This is a genomic window from Paenibacillus prosopidis (assembly GCF_003337375.1).
Classification (GTDB): domain Bacteria; phylum Bacillota; class Bacilli; order Paenibacillales; family Paenibacillaceae; genus Pristimantibacillus; species Pristimantibacillus prosopidis.
On the sequence record NZ_QPJD01000027.1, the window covers coordinates 28424 to 49825 of the forward strand.

Sequence of the window (21402 nt, forward strand, 5' to 3'; positions counted from 1 at the left end):
TTGATTCAGCAGGCAGATCACTCGGTAAATCATAGAATTTCTCTAATCCGTTCAGTTCAGACATATTGACTGTCATCGGCAACTGTGCAATCAATGCTTTTGTTGTTTCATTATCATACATCTTTGCAGTGAAAGTTGTATTACCGACTGTGATATCCATGGTAATCATTCCCTCCTCGGGTAACGCAGGAATAGTTGGTTCAGTAGGTTCTTCCTTCGCAATGTTTTCCATAAAGCGCATAAACAAGGCCGCAGCCTGGGCACGGGTTGCGGAGCCAGAGGGCGTCAGACTGTTGCTGCTGCCCCGAAGGATCTGACTGCCTACCGCCCAGTGCATGGCAGTTTCTGCATAGGAGTGGATCTGCGATGCGTCGGAATACCCGTCAAATGTGGCATAAGCAGAAGTGTCATATCCCTTTGCATTGGCATAACGGTACAGGATGGAGGCGAATTCCTGACGGGTGATACGGCTGTGCGGCGCAAATCTGCCGTCGCCCACACCGTTAACAAACCGATTTGCTTCCGCCCATGCTACGGCGGTGGTGTAGTAGTTGCCATCGCGGACATCGGAAAAACCACCGTTGCCTGATACTACCGGAGATCCTTCGATGCGGTGCAATATCGTAACAAGCATCGCGCGGGTCATAGATGTTTCCGGTTCGAAGTTTCCTCCGCCGGTACCGGCCATCAGGTTTTTCTTGGCCACATAGTCTACGGCGGTATGATACCATGCGTTGTCTGCTACATCGTTATAGTCTGCCGCGAAAGCAGTGGGAGTCATACAGAGAATCAGAACGATTCCCAGAAGCAGGCTAATGAAACGCGATGTTTGCTTACTTTTCATAAAATCATCTCCTTTTTTGTTCCTCATCTGAACCTCCCACTCCTTTACTTATTAGGCGTAAGAATGCAATCCGGCGATAATCAGGTTAACAAAAACCAGGTTGAAAATAATAATTCCAAAACCAATGACTCCAAGCCAAGCCGATCTTTCACCACTCCAACCTTTAGACAGCCGTAAATGTAAATATGCTGCATAAAATAACCATGTAATGAGTGCCCATACTTCTTTAGGGTCCCATCCCCAATAACGCGTCCAAGCAATTTGAGCCCAAATCATCGCGAAAACGAGTGCGCCTAATGAAAATATTGGAAATCCAATTGCAACCGCTCTATATCCAATTTCATCAACCATATCAAGCTTTATGTTCCTCGTTAACGGTTGAAGAGCTGCAGAAATTCTTTTTCTTAAAATGAGTCTTAGTCCTCCATATAAAAGCAGACCCGTAATAGCAGACCAGATGACTGTATTCAGTTTTCCAGCATCGATAATAGCCGGCACCTTTACAAAAGCTTCCATTTTACCTTTGGTTAGCAATTCGCCTTGATTAGGTCCTACAAGTGAAGGGAGATGATAAGTCATTTCAGCCTCTTGATCATTTTTATCGATCCAATTATAGACGACTTCATAATCCAATCCTCTAAAAATACTTGTGATCACGACATAAGCAAGTGTTGTCACAATCATGTACATGATAACCTCAAGCCAAAAGGTTTTCTTTGATGGTTTCGCCTGGTCAACAGAACGAAGTAAATAAATGACACCTGCGATAAAACTGCTTGCTAAAATAGCGGAACCTAATGCCGTTGTTGTTACATGGATAGCAAGCCAATCCGATTGCAACGCCGGGATTAATGGAGAAGCATCTGTGGGGAACAAGCTTCCATAGGAAATCATTAATAATGTAATCGGCAAAGTGAATAAGCCCAAGATTGACACTTTATACAAAAAATAAAGGATAATGAATGCCAACACAAACATCATAGAAAAAGCTGTTACAAACTCGAACATATTGCTCACCGGTGCGTGTCCGGAAGCCATCCATCTTGTGATAAAATAACCCAGATGTGTAACAAAGCCCAGAATGGTGACACTTATTGCCATTGCAGCCCATTTGCTTGGTTTTTCGTATTGTTTTCTCCGATCACGAATAGCTCCGCCAAACAGAAGGGTAGATATTAAATATAGAAAGAATGCTGCATAAAGCAAGTTACTGCTTAAAGCGATCATTTTTCTCCTCCCTCTGCCCTAGTTTCGCTGATCCTGGTTTGTTTGATCCGTTATTTCTTGTAAGCCGGATTCTTTTAAAATATTGTTTATTTCATTTTGGATACCGTACCAATTTTTATTTGTATGGCCAGCAATCAATAAGGCTTCACTGCTTCTGCTGATCCAAATTCTACGATGGTTCCAGTACATCCCTTGTATAACTCCTATCATGAAAATGGCTCCTCCCAATCCAAGAAACCATAACGTATTGTCTTTACGAACGGTAAGGGCTGATACATTTTTCGTTTCAGCTGTTTCAAATTTCATATTCAACTGATTATCTTCGCTTAGTTCCATTGTTCTTTGAATAGCAACAAAGCTTCTTTCCCCTTCTGGGTTTTCAGGTGATATCATGTTAAACACAAAAGCTGGATTATCAGGAACTTGTGATTGTGTTGCCGGCTGGCCTTGACGATTAAAATAGAAATCAGGGAAATATTCTAATATCTCAACTTTATATTCATAGCCCAGATCATACTCCTTCTCCGGGTTTAACAAATCTATCTTAATTTGACCAAAGCTTTCTTCAGTCTCTTTATCAACTAAACGAAAGGTCATCTTATTTAGTTCATTCAATTTATAGGAAACCTGGTAAATCGCATATGAATCATGAAATAAAGGCTGGTTCACTTTGATTTGCTTATCTTTCACCTTTACGAGCTCGGGTGTGTCTCCATGGATGATTTCACCTTCTCGTTCAAATAAGGTTACATTCGTTTGATAATTTTTAACAATATTTCCATCCCCGACTCGCGAAAGCGTATTTGCAAATACTTCATCCTCTTGATCCATTTGATAAGTTTCTATCATAAACCTGTCGCTTCTTAAATAATACTTTCCGTTGGTTCCTGGAATAACACTTGTTTCACCGTCACGAATCCAAAGCATTTCGTCCACATACATCCCAGGCATAAACCGGAGCATTCCTCCAATAAGGAAAATAATAAGGCCAACATGATTTACATAAGGTCCCCATCTTGAAAATCGATTTTTCTCAGCCAGGAAGTTTCCATTTTCTTCATGAACACGGTAACGTCTTTTCTTTAATTTGGATATGACCAAAACGAGCTGCTCATCAAGACCCTCTTTCACTCTTGATTCACCGAAAAGACGTTGTCTGCGCATGAAGCTTTCCCTGCGTGTAATGCCTTGATTTTTCAAAGCGCGGTATAATGGAACAACCCGGTCCAAACTTGCGATAACAAGTGATATTCCCAGAGCGGCTAACAGTAGAAAATACCACCATGACCCATATAGATTGTTAAAACCTAATTGATAAAATATTTGACCGAAAAAGCCATATTGATCCCGATAAAATTGTTCCGGTGCTACATTTGAAGGAATATACATCTGCTGAGGAAATATGGTTCCAATCGCAGAGGCTATTAAAATGAGAACAATAATCCAGATCCCTACTTTTACGGATGAGAAAAAGCTCCAAACCTTGTCCAGTAGTGTTTTTTTATACGTTTGTGAACGTCTTGCACTTCCTTCATAACGCATATCAACCGACTTTTCCGAAAAATTCCCACCAACTTGTTTTCCGCATGATTCACAAAGAATTGTTCCGTGTGGGTTAACATGACCGCAATCGCAATTTACACGCTCCATTATTAAAAACTCCTATTTTTGAGTTGCTGTTTGTCCCTCTCTTTGAATAAATTTCAAAGCATAGTGTGTACCGCAAATATAAATTCCCATGATGGATAGGTGGTCAATAATAAATTTAATGGCGGTATCATCATTCACCCAGGTACCAAATGGATTATAAACGGTTAGTTTAAAACCGATCTCTCTTTCGAAGGAAGCATATACCCCATAAAATACGATCAACGCCGCAAGAACACGTAAGCCAATGGTGCGAATAAGGCTAGTGCTGACGATTCCCGTCATTCTCCGTACCGAATTGATTATTATACCCCAAGAAAATCCTACGTGTACTGCCATGATGATAAATCCCCAATAGGCTGTCTGAACATGTATTTGCCGGAAGATCATGTCGTCATTCACCTGAATAAAGGAGAATAAATCGCTGGATATTAATATCCCGCAGATTATCATAACAGCCATTGCTGCAAGAAAAAGCAGATTGAGTACGATTTGCAGAATACGCCGCATATTATGCTTTCCCTTCAGTATCGTACCAAACCAACGGCGGTTCAAAAAAATATGGACGATAAATAATACGAATACTATAACGCCAAGAAATTCATGGACTGTATTGCCGGTAATATAGTAAGCCATTTCAATTAACATGAGAATTGTCATGGCCAGGTCAACTGCCAGCTTGAATAACATCTTTCGATTCAAGGCACTCTCCTCTTTCTAGTTTTTATATTGATGCATATACATTGTCAGAAGAACATCCTGAAGTATTCCCGCTTTTTCTTCTTCCCCTATTGACCTGCTTTCTGCAATGGCTACATCCTTAGATTGATTCAGATGAGCAGGTATTTCCGTTACCTCCCAGTCCTCAGTAGGGACAGCTGCAATTGGGGTTTCTGTACTGCTGCTATTTGCTTGTGGAAGCGTTCCTAAATCAAACTCTTTCATTTGATCCAACGAATTCATATACTCGTCCCTTTCCTGATTTGCGTGACAGGAATAGCATCGTCCAAGAGCTTCTCCACCAATACCATCATCCATCACTTCTCTGTCAGGAGTAAATGCCTGGAATTCCCATTCCCCGGTACGCTCCTCAGGCGAGTATTGGGAGCCCCAGCCGGTACGCTTTTCCATCACTAAATAGTGCTCAAGCTCTCCATCTTTAAATCCTTCAAGAGTAACAACGGTGCCGCTCGGAAGCTCCTCTCCTCTTTGCACCGCTTCAATCGCTTCCCTGCTATTTACATAGATGTTTTCATGAATATCTCCTCGATCGTAAGTCGTAAATATGATCTGATCTTCAAGGTTCACAGGGAATTGAACAAGGTGAGACCCTGAGCCAATTTCAGCATATTCTCCAGACTCAGCTGCTGGAGGATTTTCCTCTTGCTGAGGATCGCCCATTGGATTGTCCATTGGATTGTCCATTGGATTATTCGTATCATTATTATTATTGCTGCAAGCAGTGAGGGCGAAGGATAACAGCAATACGAGCGTCAAAATGAATTGTTTTTTCATATTATTTTTTCCTCTCAAGTTTTGTTTTGTTATTGTCTCCAAAGGCAATCTAATTATTTAGTGAGATTCTGTATAGCTTGTCGTCATTCTCTTGCGGAGTACCGCGCCCGTCTGTATTATTGCTAATGAAATACAGGAAGTTATCTTCAATCAGCACATCCCGTATTCTGCCGAGTCCGGTTACGAATTCACGTTGTTCGCCTGTTTCCAGGTCAAATTCTAAAATGGCAGATCCCCTCAATGCTGCAATATATAATTTGCCGCCATAATAGGCCATTCCGGATGGCGCCCATGTTGCTTCATCCCCGGAAGTGAATTGAGGTGAAACCATATCTTCTTGTTCCTCAAGGCCTTCAATAATCGGCCAGCCATAATTATGACCCGCTTCTATTCGGTTGACCTCATCATTTGCATCGTTGCCATGCTCGCTTTCATATAGCGTGCCGTCTGTCGACCAGGTAATTCCTTGAGGATTTCGGTGTCCATAACTATACACATAAGAATTTGGAAATGGATTATCGCTTGGAATTGATCCATCCAGTTTCATTCTTAAAATTTTTCCGCCTAATGAATTGGGATCTTGTGCGATATTTCGTTCAGACGCATCACCAGCTGTTGCATAAAGCATTCCGTCAGGTCCAATTTTCAGCCTTCCCCCATGATGGTAGGCACCGCTTGGGATTTGATCGAGCAGCAAGCTCTCTTCTCTCCAAACGTTATCTTCCAGACGGAGTGTTACGATGCGGTTAAATTGTCCGGAGTTGTCCTCATATGTGTAATAAGCATAAGCTAGATTCGATTCCGGAAAGTCTGGAGCGAGCACAAACCCTAACAGCCCTGCCTCCGAAGCTGTCGCAAGTTCTTTCTCGAGCGCTACGCTTTGCCGTTCTATTTCTCCATTTTCAATTTTCACGATGCTTCCCGGTCTTTCCGTCAAATAGAATATATTATCACGTTTTTCAATAGACCAAGGAACCTCAAGATTTTCCGCAATCACTTCTCGTTCATCATTTTGCTGCTGATCTGTGGAATTTCGCTGTTCATCCATGGAATTTTGTTGCTCATTTACAGAACACCCAGCGATTAAAAGGATTCCGAACAAAGATACGGCTAACATTTTTTTCAAACCAATCACCTCTGGGATAATGCGATTTTTGATTCAATGCTACAAATGAACATTTGTCTATAATTATAAAATAAAACAAAATGCTTGCAATTGTTAGATGTGCTCAATTTGTCTATTAATGAACAAAGGTATTATAATTGTTGATTATTGGATCACCCTAGCGTGTAATTCCATAAACATTATTCATTAAAGTTACGGAATTCGTTATTGAATGTACCTTACAAAGTGGTGAGATACCTGAGAATTACCTTATAGTCAGCTGAAATTTCGAAAAAAACAGAAACAGCGGTGGCCTAGGATGAAGTGTCCTCAATCCGGAAAGGTCCCCGGATCACTTCACCCATTAACTCGGGATACATGTTGCGTTCTCTGGCATGAATACGCGCGGTCAACTCTTTTGAGCTGAAAGGTTTGATCATGTAATCGTCGACCCCCAGATTCAGCGCTTTGACCCGATCGTCAACTTCTTCCCTGGCGGTAAGTATGATGAGCTCCATCTTACCCATCTTTTTCAGTCAGGGAGAATAAATCCGAGCGTGGGATGCCGCAAACATGCGCCGCTCATGAACATGGCTCACGACAAGAGGCGCTTGCACACCGGTTGAACCGATCGGCTGCAAGCGCCTTATTGCCAAACAAAAGATGTCAACTTTGATCGACGGCAAATGTCGGCACCTTGATCCGTACTCCCACAACAGATTTTCTTGTTTCCTCTCCTGACAGGGACGGCACTCCCGGAAAACAAGCTTGTTACAGCCATTTCATCTGTCCTTGTCAAGCAAGGTCATGGCAGGGAGTTCCCTAAAAGCAGCATTCAAGATACCATTACCCCGGGGCGGCAAATGGCTTCTCGCATCACCCTATTTCAGATACTCGGTAAAGAAGGATGTGAGCTTCTCAAAAGGGATAAGATTCACCCTGTCGTACAGATCCACATGACCTGCGCCCGGAACAATGTAAAGTTCCTTCTCTTTGCCCGCCAGCTTGTAGGCTTCTTCGCTAAACTCTCTGGAATGTGCGTTTTCACCCGTGATGAAAAGCATCGGACGAGGAGAAATCGTCTCTATATCTTCGAACGGGTAGAAATTCATGAACTTGACGTTACTGGTCAGCGTCGGGTGTGTCGTGAGTTCAGGTGACGAGCCCTTGGGAGTGAATTCGCCCCTTGGAGTGCGGTAGAAGTCGAAAAACTCTCGCTGGATGGGGTCAGTGTCTTCATTCAGCTCATGCACTGTCCCGCCGGTGTATTTGGTTTCACCGCCCGTGAACTCCACATAGCGTTGCTCGGCTGCCTCTGCAATGATCATCTTTCTTTGCTCAAGTGTCAGGGAATGTTTAAGCCCGTTACGGTTGGCGGCGCCCATGTCGTACATGCTGACTGTCGCAATGGCTTTCATGCGCGGGTCAATCTTGGCTGCGCTGATGACAAAGCTCCCGCTGCCACAAATCCCGATAGCACCAATCCGATCCCTGTCGACAAACGGCCTGGTGCCCAAAAAATCCACCGCAGCACTGAAATCCTCGGCATAGATATCCGGCGAAACAGCATTGCGAGGCTGACCCTCACTCTCTCCCCAGAAAGACAAATCCAAGGACAAAGTAACGAATCCCTGTTCAGCCATTTTCGTGGCATACAGATTTGCACTTTGTTCTTTTACTGCGCCCATAGGATGCCCGACAATGATCGCGGGGTTTTTGGTGTTCTTCTTCAAACCTTTGGGAATAAAAAGATTCCCTGCAACATTCATGTTGTATTGATTTTTAAACTCAACCTTCTGCATGGTTACTTTGTCGCTCTTGTAAAAGTTGTCTGCTCCATTGGACATGTCCGATGTGTATGCAGCGACAACGCCTGTCGTGGTTAAAACCAAGCCCAGTGCCACCAAGGTGAGTTTGAGGAAACGATTGATAGTAAATATCTTTTTCATTATTAACACCTTCCAGTAAGTAGTTTTTTCCTGAAATCCTATCTCCTTGATTCGATTGTAACCTCCTTGTCTGTGAATAGAACTGCACGAGAGACTTCGAATAAATGGATACGTGTCCCGGTTATTTCACGGATCACCTCCTGACCTAATTTGATCGAACGACCGCTTTCGTTATTGATTGTACCTTGCAAATTGGCGAGATGCCTGAGATTAAACTTCGAGACACCTGAGAATTACCTTATTGTTAGCTGAAATTTTTCGGAAAAACCAGGAATTAATTGAAAATGTTATCTTCAGGGTTGTAAAACAAATGGGGGATGGTTGGTAGAGAGGAATCTGTAATAAGAATCGAACTTTTGTACCGACGCTAAGAATCCTCGATACCCCGCAATATGAACTTTAAATGTCACCTGTAAACACCTAGTAAAAGCAAACAGCGGTGGCCTTGGAGAAAGTGTCCTAGACTACCGCTATACTTATTTGATCTATCGGGTCCCGTTAGCAAGGTAACTCTAACCAAGGAAGAACACTATCGGGAATTACTTAAGCGGCAGGCAAACACGAAATAACGCACCTTTCCCTTCCCTGCTTTCCACTTCGATTCGCCCGCCGTGCAATTCCACGATCGATTTGGTGATGGACAAGCCCAAACCGGCCCCGCCGTACTTTCTTGCCCGCGACGGCTCGCCGCGGAAGAACCGTTCGAATATATGCGGAAGATGAATCTCCTTAATCCCGAAACCATTATCTTGGACCGAAAGCCTGATTTCGCCGGCGCTTTTTTCCAGGCTGATACGGATATTACCTTTCATTGGATCGGTTTGCTGAACGGCATTTTGAAACAAATTCAGGATGACTTGTTTTATCTTGTCCGTATCAACAGCAATAGCCGGGTCATCAATCAAATCGAACCGAATCCGCCTCGCTCCGGCGATCATTTGCAACTGCGGCTCCATCTGGCGAATAAGTTCGCCGAGATTGCCCGGATTCATGCGGACATCCGGACTGCGTTCCATTCTCGCCAAAGCGAGCAGGTCTCCGACAAGCTTATTTAACCGCTCCGATTCGCTATACATGCTTTCTAGCGCTATTTGTAGTTGATCGGGTTTATCCGCGCCCCCCTCGAGAAGCACTTCCAGAAACCCTTGGATCGAGGTTAACGGGGTGCGGAGTTCGTGCGAGGCGTCAGCGACAAAACGGCGCATTTGCGCTTGAATCTCTTTTTCCATGGCAAACGAGGTTTCAATGCGTTTCAGCATTCCGTTGAAGGCAACAGCCAGTCGGTCGATTTCCACGGGGCCCTGCTTATTCGGCAAGCGCTCATCCAAATTTCCGCTGTGGATTCGTTCCACGGTGTTCACCATCCTTGATAGTGGAACCATAGTCCGCTGCAGGACGGGACGGAAGATAAGCATCCCGACAATCAGTGCGATCAGCGAACCAATCACGTAAATGGTTAATGAATTCCTCTGTAAAGCCAACATTTCTTTCAAATCTACGGTTGCTTGAACAATGCCCCATTCCGCATCTGCAGGGCCGACTAACAGGCAAATAACCATTTGAAGGTTGTTTTTTTCGTCCCGGATGATTTTATAACCATCCGTCATTTTGCCGGTTTCAAAAATTTCGCGGTATTCCTGCTTTGACAGCCGGGGAACCGGCAAAGGGTAGCCGGGATTAACGTACAGATCTGACACGTTCCCGTTTTCTTCGATGAACGCGATTGTCGCCACGTTGTTTTGCAACGATTTAATTGCAGCAACATCGTCTTTTCCCCTTGAACTGTCCTCTTTCCATTGTATCCAGATCTCGGGTGAGACGGAGCGGATTTGGCTTTGAATCCCCCACTCCTTTTTGTCGTACGAAAATTGCTGCATCATGAAATATTGAAAAACGCCAATTAAAATAAAAAGTCCGGCCATGATCAAAATGGAGCGGGAGAGGAGCTGAAAGCCAAGAGAATGGGGTTCTACACGACGGCAAAAGCGGGATCGTGCCTTCATTGGAAATTCATCCGGTAACCCGAACCCCGAACCGTTCGGATCAATTGATGCGAGCGGTCCTCCAGCTTTTCCCTCAAGTAGCGGATGTATACTTCCACGTTATTTTCATCTCCGACGAAATTGAGTCCCCATACCGCATCCAGAATGGAAGATTTGCTCATGACACGATCATGATTCAAAACAAGAAACTTAAGCAGTTCGTATTCGGTGCGCGAAAGCTCAAGCAGGGCTTCTTGATACCAAATTTCTCTCCGGCTGTCGTCAATCCGGAAAGGTCCCCGGATCACTTCTTCCAGAATCTCCGGATACATGTTGCGCACCCTGGCATGAATACGCGCGGTCAACTCTTTTAAGCTGAAAGGTTTAATCATGTAATCGTCGGCTCCCAGATTCAGCGCCTTGACCCGATCGTCAACTTCTTCCCTGGCGGTAAGCATGATGATCCCCATCTTATGCATCTTTTTTAACAGATTGCAAACCTCGAACCCGTCCATGCCTGGCATCATCACGTCAAGGACGACAACATGCGGAAGAAACTCCCGAGCATGGACGACGGCATCTAATCCGTCTGAAGCGGTCCGCACAAGGAAGCCTCCGTTTTGAAGCCCTAACTCCAGAAATTTTAAAATGTTCGGTTCGTCATCGACAATCAACACCCGAATATGGCCTTTCTGCATCAAGAATCACCTCTGCCTACATTATTTAAAGCTGGCTATTCACACACTCAGACAAAAAAGTGTGAATCCCGACAAATATATGCGGGGATTCACACAGCGGTTTCACTCAAAGTACCATTGGCACGCAAAGCTCTCTTCGATTCTTCAATGTAAGCCTTATTTCAAATTCACATTTTTCAGGCTGTTATTGAAGAAGGACTCGAGCTTATTGAATGGAATGTACTCCATTCTGTCGTACAGGTCCACATGCCCTGCGCCTGGAACAATATAGAGTTCTTTCGATTCGCCCGCCAGCTTGTAGGCGTCTTCGGTGTAGTACCTGGAGTGGGCATTCTCACCTGCTATGAACAGAATCGGACGCGGGGAAATCGTCTCAATCTGCGCGAACGGGAAGAAGTTCATCATCGCCCCGGTGCTGGTAAGGCTCAACGCCGCTGAGCGGGGGTGTTGTCCCCTTGGCGTACCGTAGTATTCAGAGAACTCTTGGAGTGCTGCTTGTTGTGAGGGTTCTAGTTCCACGGCAGTTCCTAAGCCGAATATCCTCTGTCCGCCCGCAAATTCGGTCCAGCGCTGTTCAGCGGCTTCTTCAAGTACTTCTCTCCGTTCTTCCTCGGTCATATTTTCGCTCGGTACTCCTGCATACCCCAATCCCTCACGGGTGGCGCGGCCCATGTCGTACATACTAACTGTCGCGACAGCCTTCAGCCGAGGGTCAATCTGCGCAGCGCTGATCGCAAACCCGCCACTGGCACAAACGCCGATGACGCCAATACGGTCACGGTCCACAAACGGGCGTGTGCCCAAATAGTCCACAGCGGCGCTGAAATCTTCAACCAACGCTTCCGGAGAAGCAATATTGCGCGGATGCCCGCCGCTTTCTCCATTGTAGGAAGCGTCAAAGGCCAGGGTTACATAGCCCCGTGCTGCCATCTCCTGGGCATACAAGCCGGACGTCTGTTCTTTCACGCCACCGAACGGGTGTCCGACAATGATTGCGGGAGATTTCTTTGCTCTATTCATATTTTTAGGAAGATACATATCCGCGACTAAGTAAATGCCAAGTCTGTTATAGAATGTGACTTTTTCGACAGTCACCTTGTTGTTGGGAGAAAAGGTCTTATCCCATGCGAGGCTGTCTGCCGCGGATGCAGCGGAAGTCGTGGATGCAACGGAAGTCGTGAATGCAAAGGAAGTCGTGGCCAAAAGCACGCAAAGTACCATCGCTGTGAGTATATAAAGACCACGCTTCATAATAAATTTTTTTATCATTTTAAACCCTCCAAACAAGTTAAAGTATGTCCGTATTTCATCGAATTATATATACGGTGTGGTCTAGGATATCGTAAAGATCAAGATTATAATATTTTTTTCAATATAAATCCTACCTCCCTGTCTCAACTGTAACCTCTTTGTCTATGAACAGAACTGCACTTGTTTCGCGGATCACCACCTGACCATATCTGATCGAATCAACCGCATGAACGAATTCGTTTTTTATTGTACCTTACAAAGGTGGAGAGATACCTGAGAATTACCTTATCGTTTACTGAGATTTCAGGTAAATGACAATGTGGTTAACATTTTAGTTCAATAAAACAGGGAGCAGATTGCGTTCGCAACTGCTCCCTGTTTTATCAAGAACGGCTCTTGATTCCGACGCTTTTTTCTACTTCTCTTGGTCTGCTTTATAAATTTCCATACAGCGAAACTCGTCTTTGTGGACTTTGCATGTAGACTCTTAGCGATATAGATCCTATACCTAAAAATCAAGAATAGCAATCCGCCTAACGCCAAGTATTGTGTGCCTATCCCTGCTTGGCCTGAAATCAGGTTATTGCGATAACGTTTGAATTTGATCAGCAGTCAGCGCTTTATCATAGATTCGGAGCTCGTCAATCTTGCCAATGAATGGGTTATCCCAGTAGTTCACGCCGAGCGCGAATATTCCGTCGTCTGTCGTGAACACATTCGGAAAGCTTGTGCCAGTATATTTGGCAACGCCATCAACGTACACCGTCACCGTTCCATTGTCGACCGTGAAAGCAAGATCAACCCAGGTGCCGGTCGGAATTTGAATTCCGGTAGATGCATTGTACCAGGCCGATCCGGACCATAGCATGGTCGGCTGAGCTTCACCCGGCCCTCTTGGTGCCAGACTGATCCAACTGTCAGGCGTCGCCGTTCCGAAGAACGCGGACGTGTATTGGTTGTCTTGCTCCAAATATACAGACATCGATACCGTATACGTATAGCCTGAGATCAAGCCATTCGGCAAACGGATACCGGAGCTTCCATCAAGTACAGCCGCTTGGCCGGAAACGCCGTCGCTGTAAGTAATGGTTCCGCCGGTATTATTCGCCCGGTTGCCTGTTACCGTACCTGTACCGTAGCCTGTTGAATCCAATAAACTCCCGTCGAACGTATAATACGCAATTGCACTGTCCAGGACATAGAGCGTGTAGCTTGCCGCCGTGCCGCTCCCATCGGTTGCGGTTGCAGTAATCGTCGTCGATCCGGCCTTGACGGCAGTGACCTGGCCTGAAATTTCGTCGACGGTTGCGATTGACGGATCGGCCGAGCTCCAGACCAGCACCTGATTGCCCGCGAATGCCGGAGATACCGAGACGGAGGAAGGAGTGAATGCGTTTCCGGCAGATATTCTCTTCTCCGTCAAGCCAAGCCGAATCCCGCTCACTTTAATGGCCGGGTCAAAAACCATGTTCTTGATTTCTTGTGAAGTGAGCACTCCGTCGTAGATTTGAAGGCCGTCGATCATGCCCTTAAATGGCACATCCCACCAGTTTACTCCAAGGCCGAAAATGCCCTTGCTCGATGTAAAGACATCCGGGAAGTTCGTTCCCTTAAATTTTTGCACACCGTTTACGTATACGGTGACAGTACCCTTTTCAACGGTAATGGCCAGATGGTTCCATTCACCGATCTTCACCGTCATGCCCGACGGCGTTTCATACCAGGTGTCTTCGCCGTTTGCCGCAACATTATGAGACCAAAGCATAGTGTTGTCCTTTGTCAGGCCTTGCGGCAAAATGCTGATCCAACTGCCCGGGTCCTTAGCTCCAAAGAAAGTGGGCGTATACCTTGTCAAAGCATCCGGCTTCACCCACAGTGATACCGAATAGCTGTCACTGTTGATAAGCCCGTCAGGCAGGCGAACGCCGGAATTTCCGTCAAACACGGCGGCATCTCCGCGCATACCTTGCGCATAGGTAATCGTGCCGCCCGTATTGTCGATGCGATTTCCGGTTACTGTTCCCGCACCCGATATGCCCGTAGTATCGTTCAGGTTGCCGTCGAACGAATAATCGGCTTTCAGTCTGGCTGCTTGCCTCGGTAGTATGGTAACGGAAATTGTTTTGAAGTCCGTTGCACTACCTTTGGTAACCGTCGCGGTCAGTACGGCTGTTGCCGCCTGTGCCCCCGGTTCAGGACGGTTTACAATCCCGGTTGCTGTAATAGCGTCGTCATTGGACGTCTGCCACGTAATCATTGCGTGCCTGGTGCCTTCGACCGGAAGCGTCAAGTTGGAAACGACATTGTTTGTATCGCCAAGATTAATGTCGTTCAATACGTCTTCAACTATTTCCTGATCCGTCTTATTCTGCAACTTGCTTCCCCAAACAGTTACCCCCTCGCCAGACATCGCGGTAAAGGTCATAACAACCCGTCCTGAGGTGTCATCCCAAAGCCGTGCGAATACACCGTTGTAGGAGACTCCGTCTATGGTGATTTCCGCCAGATTATCGCCCGCTTTGCTCCAGCTGCCGGCAACGTCGCCGGTAATGGTATGGTCGTTGTTCAGACGGATAAAGACGGATTTTTGGATGATTCCCGAAGTGCTCATACCGTGATTGATAAACTTGTATTCTCCGACCAAATCCTGTTCGGTTACAGCTTCAAGCTTCTCGCCCGTATATCGGTATGGTGCAACGACGGGCCAATTGTCTTTGTTCATAAACATCTGGTGAACTCTGACCTCATGATAATTGCCTTTTTCCGGGAAGCGCGTATGGAAAACAAGGAAGTACTGCCCGGTTTTTTTATCAAAATAAACGGAATTGTGACCAGGTGAAACGTAACTGATGCCCGTACCGGTTCCAGGGTCTCCGATCTCTCGCTGAAACAGGTAGTCGCCCATCATCTTGTTGCCATAGTCCTGGTTCGACGTATTGGCCTTCATAACTGCATTTTTACCTTGTACGTCAACGAATGGGCCATTCGGGGATGTTGCCCTGAACATACGCATATTGTACCCGCTGCCCGATTCCAGCCATCCGTAAGTTACATTCAGGAAGTAATAACCAGTTTTCTTGTCATAGACGACAAATGGCCCTTCTCCCGATTGTTGGTAGCCGCCTGCGATTTTGGTTCCGAAATAACGGTCCACCATTCTGCCGTCGGCCGTCGTACCATCAGCGCCCGTATATATAGGCTTTCCGCTTTCCTTATCGATTTGAAGCTCGAAGATCCCGCCGGACCAGGAGCCGTATGTCATCCACAACTTCCCGTCTTTGTCATAGAACAAATCCGGGTCGATCGCATTCGGAAAAAGGTCGTTGTTATACGAGCCGTTACCGTTGAACCATTCCGGTCTGGGTCCTTGAAGCTTGCCGTTATCAACCAGAGCCTGGATATTGGTATTGGTCCACTTTTTATTGATGACACTTCTGTTGTCATATGCTTCATTCTGCGTAAAACCAGAATAGACAATGGTATCAACATACGTATAAGGTCCTTCAATATTTTGGGAAACCGCATATCCGATCGCAGAACGAATAATAGTGGACGAGGTGCTGTAATAGATCATATATGCGCCTGTCGATCCGTCCTTATTCTTGTAATCCTCATTATAAAAGACATAAGGAGCCCATACCCTATGTTCGCCGGTACTGTCGGCATCGCTATTCCCGGCCCAAGCAAAAGAACCGGCCAAGTTCTTTACCATGTCGCCGTACAGGACATTGCCCGGCGTCGTATCACCGTTCGTGAACCGGGTCCAGTTCATCAAATCGGTTGACTTCGCCGCCTCGAGATTGGAACCAAACACATAGAACGTGTTTCCATCCTTGACGATCGACGGATCATGAACGGAAACGTTGGTGAAGGACGCTTTGGTTACCTGAACCGTGACCGAATCAGATTTCGACGAATCTTCTGCCGATGTCGCTTGGATATCCGCAGTGCCGGGGGAGACCGCCGCCACTTTACCGTTCTCGTCGACGGTGGCGACTGCCGGGTCGCTTGAATTCCAGCTAACGCTTTTATTTGTCGCCGTGACGGGAGCTGTTGAAACGGTTAAGTTCTTCGTCGCCCCGACCAGCAAGCTGAAATCCCGCTGGTCGATGGTTACACTCATAACGGCCACAGACTTAGGCAGGCTGGAGAATGAGACCGGGTGCTTATCGACAGAATCTGCCGTAGAAATTACGGCGCTCCCCGGACTGCCGGGACCGCTCCCGCCGCCACTAGCAAATGCTACGGATGGCACGGCCATGGCTAGCATCAGTAACATGGCCAATTTTCGTCTAAATGTTTTTTTCAAGCTTTGTGCTCCTCCCATAGTTGAGTTCTTTTCGTGCATCTTTAACTGCCGACAGCCTTATGAGGTTTTGTCAAGCTTTCTCGATCACCTTCTCTTTTTCAATAGATTGTCGAGACTAATGGGCAACTCAAAAGGTCACCAATGTTGATATCGCTTACAATTTTGATCATAACAATTTCGAACTATGGGGCACATGATATATTTTGCGGTTTCTATGATTTTTTTTGTCATGCTATTCCCGATACTTGTATTGGAAATAAAAAAAGAGGCACAATCCATTGGATCATGCTTCCGGTTGAATTCCATCGTATTTCTTACCCCTTGACCGATCCCAGCATCACACCTTTTATGAAAAATTTTTGAGTAAACGGGTACATGATAATCATCGGAATAGATGCAATTACCATAGCCGCCAGCTGAATGGTCTCAGCAGTAGTTCTGCCTATGCCAGTTTGATTAATGAGTTTGGTTATATCAGCATTCTGGGAAGCTGCACTCGACACTTGGTCTGCGCCTGCATTTGACATAATTAATTTCAATATATAATATTGAATGGTTTGCAAGTCTGTATTTTGTGTAAAAAACAACGTGGTGCCATAGTCGTTCCATATCCACACTGCCACAAAAACCGATATTGCTGCAATAACCGATTTAGAAAGAGGCAATACAATTGAGAAGAAAATTCTAAACTCGTTGGCACCGTCCATTTTGGCCGATTCAAAGAGCGATTCGGGTATGGCTTTATAATTGGCATTAAATATGATTACGTTGAAAAAGCTTCCGACAAGAATAGGTGTTATATAAACCCAGTAAGTATCATATATTCCCAACCAATTATAAAGGAGAAAAGTCGGAATCAAGGCACCGGGAAAATACATGCTTGCAAACCCTACGGCTACATAAAATTTTTTATACTTCAGGTATGGCCTGGAAAAAGCGTAAGTGAATAGTGCCGTATTAAATATTTGTATAACGGTAACGATTATTGTACGGGATAAGGTAATCATTCCTGCTTTTATTATTGATGAATCTGATAATACTTTCTCCCAGCTGTCAAACCTGAACACCCTTGGCCATAATAATACCGGTCCACGCCTCAAATCCGTACCATCATTTAAAGAATTGATAATAGAAAAGAAGAATGGATACACGGCTAAGAATACCAGGATTACCATTATTGAAATGTTTACAATTTGAAATGTCCTGCTGGAACGAACTCCATTTTGGACCATTGATTTTCCTCCTTAGAATAGACCCGATTGCGTCATTTTCTTCGATAATGAATTTGCCCCCCAGAGAAGTATTAGAGCAAAAACCGATTTCATCAATTGTATTGCAGTCGCTACATTAAATTGAAGCTGCTGTAAGCCGAACTGATAAACATACGTATCGATTACCTGACTTGTCGGAAGGTTCAATGAATTTTGAAATACGTAAATCTGGGTAAAATTATTGTTTAGAATGCCGCTTACAGCAAATATGATCATAATCATCAATGTAGGCTTTATACACGGTATTGTAATATAAAACATTTTTTTAAACCGGCCGGCGCCATCAATTGTTGCTGATTCATAAAGGGCCATATCAACTCCCGCTATCGCTGCAAGGTATAATATCGCTCCCCACCCGAGATCCTTCAAAAGTGAGGTTACAGTAGCAATCCCCCAAAAATATGAAGGGTCGGAGAGAAATGGAATTGGTTTATTAACTAAATGCAATTGCTTCAAAATATAATTTACGACACCGTCAGATCTTAAAAGCGTCACAAATAACCCGCCATAAATAACCCATGATATAAAATGTGGCAAATAAGTAGCAGTTTGAACGAAAGATTTGAATTTACTGCTCGTAATTTCATTTAAGAATAAAGCGAAAAATAGAGTTACCGGTATACTTACAAAAGATGCCAAAAGATTCATGCCGATTGTATTCCTTAGCATAGGAATAAAATCATAGCTGTTAAACATGATCATAAAATTATTCCAACCGTTCCACGCACTCGAAAATATGCCCGCTACCCCACTAGTCGGATCATAATCTTTAAATGCTATGATATAGCCAAATAGCGGGATAATGACAAATATAAAAATATGCAATATGGAAGGCCAAAGCATTATACCAAGTTCAAATTGGGTACGAAAATCATGACCAAGCTTAAATGTTTTCTTTTTTTCATTATTTAATATTAAGGGCTTACCAACCGTTTTGTCATACATATGAATCTCCATTCCGCCGCCGTCACCGGCGGCATAAATAGTAATGAAAAAATTTCTGATAGAAATGAAGTGACGCTAAAGCCTTAAAACATCAGACAGAACTTTAACGTCACTTATTTCATCACCTGAATGCTGTCATCACTTTTATTCGTTTATACCCATCATTGGTATACCCATTTCCTTGCTTTGCTGTTTCATGATTGCATCTTTTGCTTCGTCAATTTTATCCAACCCCATTGAGGTTGCCTTTTTTACCATGTTATTATAAAGCGCATCTACCTCTGACAAATCCTTTGCTGTAATAATTTTTGCAATCTCGGCTTGTACGAAATTCCTGATTTCAGTTTCCTGATTGCCTAGTCCTTTTGACTGGATGTATCCCGGCGGAACATCAAGAGCTGAATTATCAAATATTACTGTTTTCTCAGACCTTGCAAAGGCTGTTGTAACTGCAGTATCCATTAGTCCGCCAGGTCCTAACTGATCAGTAGGCGCCTCGAATACATGATTTTCCCATGATGTGTTAGAGAACGGCCAATATGCCCAGAAACCGGTTTTTGTATGATCATTCTTAGCTCCTTCATCTGTTATATCAATCATTCCATTTTTATCCAATGTATAGTTAATGCCCTCAATTCCATTGCTATCGTACAAACCTTCGTTACTTGACATATAGCTCAGCCATTTAATCACTTTCTCAGGTTCCTTTGTCGTTTTGGAGATAAATGTCTGCATCCAGCCTACTGATGGACTATAATGCTTACCAAATACAGGTTTTGCACCGGTACTTGAAAGTACAGGAGCAGGTGATTGCCAGTAAGGCTGATTCGTTTGGATATCGGCATAGTGGGTATTTGCAGTATTTCCCCAAAATGCAAATACACGGCCGGATACAATTGCAGCGGCTGTTGCATTTGTATCCATAGTTAATTCACTTGGGTCAATAAATCCCTCATTTACACTTTTATTAAGAAATTCAAGTGCATGCTTGTATCCTGATGAATAAATCAAATCACGATAATTACCATTTTTATCTACATTCATTCCGCCAAACTGGCTGGTGATTGACCTCATAGTTGTATCCCAATAGTTCTTGCCATCCACCAGAAGAGGTATAACATCTGCGCCGTTTACTTTTAAATTCGAATCCTTGATTTTCTTAAGAGCGTCAAGCAAACCTTGTTCGGTGCTTAGGCTGCTAAGCTCAATTCCTGCTTGTTTCAAGAGCTTGCCGTTTACCATGATGGTGTCGTTGAATTGATATTTATTACGATCTATATAGTATTGGCTTGAAGGCGGGTATGTTTTTCTCAAATCATCTGAAGATATATGGCTTGGGAAAGCATACCAGCCTCCATCACGTTTAATTAACGCTTTTTTGATATCATTCGGGAAATCTTTTAGTAAGTGAGAATTTGGGTCGTATTTCTTTATCAATTCGTCCAGATCCCACATTTTTCCTGACTTGACCAATTTGGAAATGATATTTGTTGCATTACCAGGGTCTGCTACAGTAATTACATCCGGAATATCTCCCGATACCAGCATCAAGCTTAATTTGGTAGCACCATCCTGGGGCGGGATATTCATTGAAAATTTAACCCCAGTCTTTTTGGTAATTATACCCATAAAGGTGTTAGGATCCGAACTCCAAGTCATTGGCGGATTCCAGAAGCTTACATCGGAAAACCAATTCAGGGTAACCGGTTCAGCAGTTTCCTCTTCGGTTTTTGCTGTGTCCTGCGTTGCCTGGTTAGTGTTTGAAGTTTGAGTCTGAGTCTGAGTCTCACATCCTGCCAAACTAAAAACGGTTACAACACACAGCAAGATGAGCAATAAACTTAACTTTTTCATGTTTTACCCTCCGTTTAGGTCGCTTGATTGAAACTTCTTTTGATGTGGGATATGTCTATCCCCCACCCTTCAAATCGACGGTCCCGTATGTTACCGAATTGGCTCTGTCTGTTCCAAGCGGGTGCGGGCCGCCTGAGATGACGAACACCGAATGCCCGTCGGGCATGGGTACAAGCCCACGGCTGTAACCTATCTCCGCGTTGGATTTGATTTTGGTCCAGGATCCCTCACCGTTTTGCGTATTCAGGAACAGTGACTCATCTGAAAAAGCGGAGACGGCCAACGTTCCGTTCGCACCTCCCGTCGGGAGCCATACCACATACGATGAGCTTTCTGGACTCGTACCGTCTTCCGCAATTAATCTGGTTCCTTTTACCGAGCCGAAGTTTTCCGGATCCGGCGAGATCTTGTAAGAAATCTTACAATGTTCTGAACCGCAAACCTCGTAAGTCATGATGTAGTTTCCATTCCCCATTTGCGCGACTACGGGCATTCCCGGACGGTCGATGTACAATGGGGATGTCACATCGTCGACGACGGGCCCCCAGTTTACTCCGTCCGCAGATGTTTGATGCACGTTCTTTTGGCCATACCGGGGGTCGCGTTGATCGGCATAGTAAACGATCAGCTTGTTGTCCGCCACTAACAGGAACGGTTCCCAAACCGGCGTGTAACCGTTTTCCGATTTCGGCTGTCCGCCGGAAGCGATCGAGCTGACGAACGACCATGTCTTGCCGTGATCCGTGCTCTTATAGAGATCGAGCTTCGACTTGGAATAGTCTGAAGGGATAGAATTCCCTGCGCA

General features: G+C 44.7%; 16 protein-coding genes. All 16 read right to left on the minus strand.

Features of this window, described 5'->3' with window-relative positions; genetic code table 11:
* A partial coding sequence (locus tag DFP97_RS28595) for a cyclophilin-like fold protein (RefSeq protein ID WP_181873715.1) occupies positions 1-871 on the minus strand: 871 nt, incomplete at its 3' end.
* Between the two features lie 24 nt (positions 872-895).
* A complete protein-coding gene (gene ccsB, locus DFP97_RS28600; RefSeq protein WP_114384074.1) occupies positions 896-2071 on the minus strand; it encodes a c-type cytochrome biogenesis protein CcsB in 1176 nt (391 codons plus the stop codon).
* 18 nt (positions 2072-2089) lie between these two features.
* Positions 2090-3721, minus strand: a complete 1632-nt coding sequence (resB, locus tag DFP97_RS28605; protein WP_114384075.1) for a cytochrome c biogenesis protein ResB — start codon at positions 3719-3721, stop codon at positions 2090-2092.
* A 12-nt stretch (positions 3722-3733) separates the two neighbouring features.
* The gene (locus DFP97_RS28610) at positions 3734-4420 is read right to left on the minus strand and encodes a DUF4405 domain-containing protein (RefSeq protein WP_114384076.1); all 687 of its coding nucleotides are present in this window, start codon (positions 4418-4420) and stop codon (positions 3734-3736) included.
* A gap of 15 nt (positions 4421-4435) precedes the next feature.
* Positions 4436-5233 (minus strand): cytochrome P460 family protein, encoded by a 798-nt coding sequence (locus DFP97_RS28615; protein WP_114384077.1) that lies wholly within the window; start codon positions 5231-5233, stop codon positions 4436-4438.
* Between the two features lie 49 nt (positions 5234-5282).
* The gene (locus DFP97_RS28620; protein ID WP_245976640.1) at positions 5283-6359 is read right to left on the minus strand and encodes a PQQ-dependent sugar dehydrogenase; all 1077 of its coding nucleotides are present in this window, start codon (positions 6357-6359) and stop codon (positions 5283-5285) included.
* A 293-nt stretch (positions 6360-6652) separates the two neighbouring features.
* Entirely contained in the window at positions 6653-6856 is a 204-nt protein-coding gene (locus DFP97_RS28625) for a response regulator (RefSeq protein ID WP_245976641.1), read from the minus strand.
* Between the two features lie 363 nt (positions 6857-7219).
* Positions 7220-8287, minus strand: coding sequence for an alpha/beta hydrolase (locus DFP97_RS28630; protein WP_114384079.1), 1068 nt, complete (start codon positions 8285-8287; stop codon positions 7220-7222).
* A gap of 539 nt (positions 8288-8826) precedes the next feature.
* Complete coding sequence (locus DFP97_RS28635; protein ID WP_114384080.1) at positions 8827-10290, minus strand: sensor histidine kinase; 1464 nt, start codon at positions 10288-10290, stop codon at positions 8827-8829.
* On the minus strand, positions 10287-10967 hold the full coding sequence (locus DFP97_RS28640; protein WP_114384081.1) for a response regulator transcription factor: 681 nt from the start codon (positions 10965-10967) through the stop codon (positions 10287-10289). The genes DFP97_RS28635 and DFP97_RS28640 overlap by 4 nt, the downstream gene beginning before the upstream one ends.
* A 156-nt stretch (positions 10968-11123) precedes the next feature.
* Positions 11124-12236 (minus strand): alpha/beta hydrolase, encoded by a 1113-nt coding sequence (locus DFP97_RS28645; protein WP_114384082.1) that lies wholly within the window; start codon positions 12234-12236, stop codon positions 11124-11126.
* A 562-nt stretch (positions 12237-12798) separates the two neighbouring features.
* A complete protein-coding gene (locus DFP97_RS28655) occupies positions 12799-16527 on the minus strand; it encodes a LamG-like jellyroll fold domain-containing protein (protein ID WP_181873716.1) in 3729 nt (1242 codons plus the stop codon).
* A gap of 314 nt (positions 16528-16841) precedes the next feature.
* Complete coding sequence (locus tag DFP97_RS28660) at positions 16842-17759, minus strand: carbohydrate ABC transporter permease (RefSeq protein ID WP_028609049.1); 918 nt, start codon at positions 17757-17759, stop codon at positions 16842-16844.
* Between the two features lie 12 nt (positions 17760-17771).
* Entirely contained in the window at positions 17772-18743 is a 972-nt protein-coding gene (locus DFP97_RS28665) for an ABC transporter permease (RefSeq protein WP_114384085.1), read from the minus strand.
* A gap of 144 nt (positions 18744-18887) precedes the next feature.
* Entirely contained in the window at positions 18888-20597 is a 1710-nt protein-coding gene (locus DFP97_RS28670) for a type 2 periplasmic-binding domain-containing protein (protein WP_114384086.1), read from the minus strand.
* A gap of 55 nt (positions 20598-20652) precedes the next feature.
* The coding region (locus tag DFP97_RS31030) for a glycoside hydrolase family protein (protein ID WP_484216278.1) at positions 20653-21402 on the minus strand (750 nt) is incomplete at its 5' end.

Bases quoted from the DNA above. Each gene is read 5' to 3' on its own strand.
- ccsB (WP_114384074.1), bottom strand. From the start codon at position 2,071: ATGATCGCTTTAAGCAGTAACTTGCTTTATGCAGCATTCTTTCTATAT.
- resB (WP_114384075.1), bottom strand. From the start codon at position 3,721: ATGGAGCGTGTAAATTGCGATTGCGGTCATGTTAACCCACACGGAACA.
- DFP97_RS28615 (WP_114384077.1), bottom strand. From the start codon at position 5,233: ATGAAAAAACAATTCATTTTGACGCTCGTATTGCTGTTATCCTTCGCC.
- DFP97_RS28625 (WP_245976641.1), bottom strand. From the start codon at position 6,856: ATGGAGCTCATCATACTTACCGCCAGGGAAGAAGTTGACGATCGGGTC.
- DFP97_RS28630 (WP_114384079.1), bottom strand. From the start codon at position 8,287: ATGAAAAAGATATTTACTATCAATCGTTTCCTCAAACTCACCTTGGTG.
- DFP97_RS28635 (WP_114384080.1), bottom strand. From the start codon at position 10,290: ATGAAGGCACGATCCCGCTTTTGCCGTCGTGTAGAACCCCATTCTCTT.
- DFP97_RS28640 (WP_114384081.1), bottom strand. From the start codon at position 10,967: ATGCAGAAAGGCCATATTCGGGTGTTGATTGTCGATGACGAACCGAAC.
- DFP97_RS28645 (WP_114384082.1), bottom strand. From the start codon at position 12,236: ATGATAAAAAAATTTATTATGAAGCGTGGTCTTTATATACTCACAGCG.
- DFP97_RS28660 (WP_028609049.1), bottom strand. From the start codon at position 17,759: ATGGTCCAAAATGGAGTTCGTTCCAGCAGGACATTTCAAATTGTAAAC.
- DFP97_RS28665 (WP_114384085.1), bottom strand. From the start codon at position 18,743: ATGTATGACAAAACGGTTGGTAAGCCCTTAATATTAAATAATGAAAAA.
- DFP97_RS28670 (WP_114384086.1), bottom strand. From the start codon at position 20,597: ATGAAAAAGTTAAGTTTATTGCTCATCTTGCTGTGTGTTGTAACCGTT.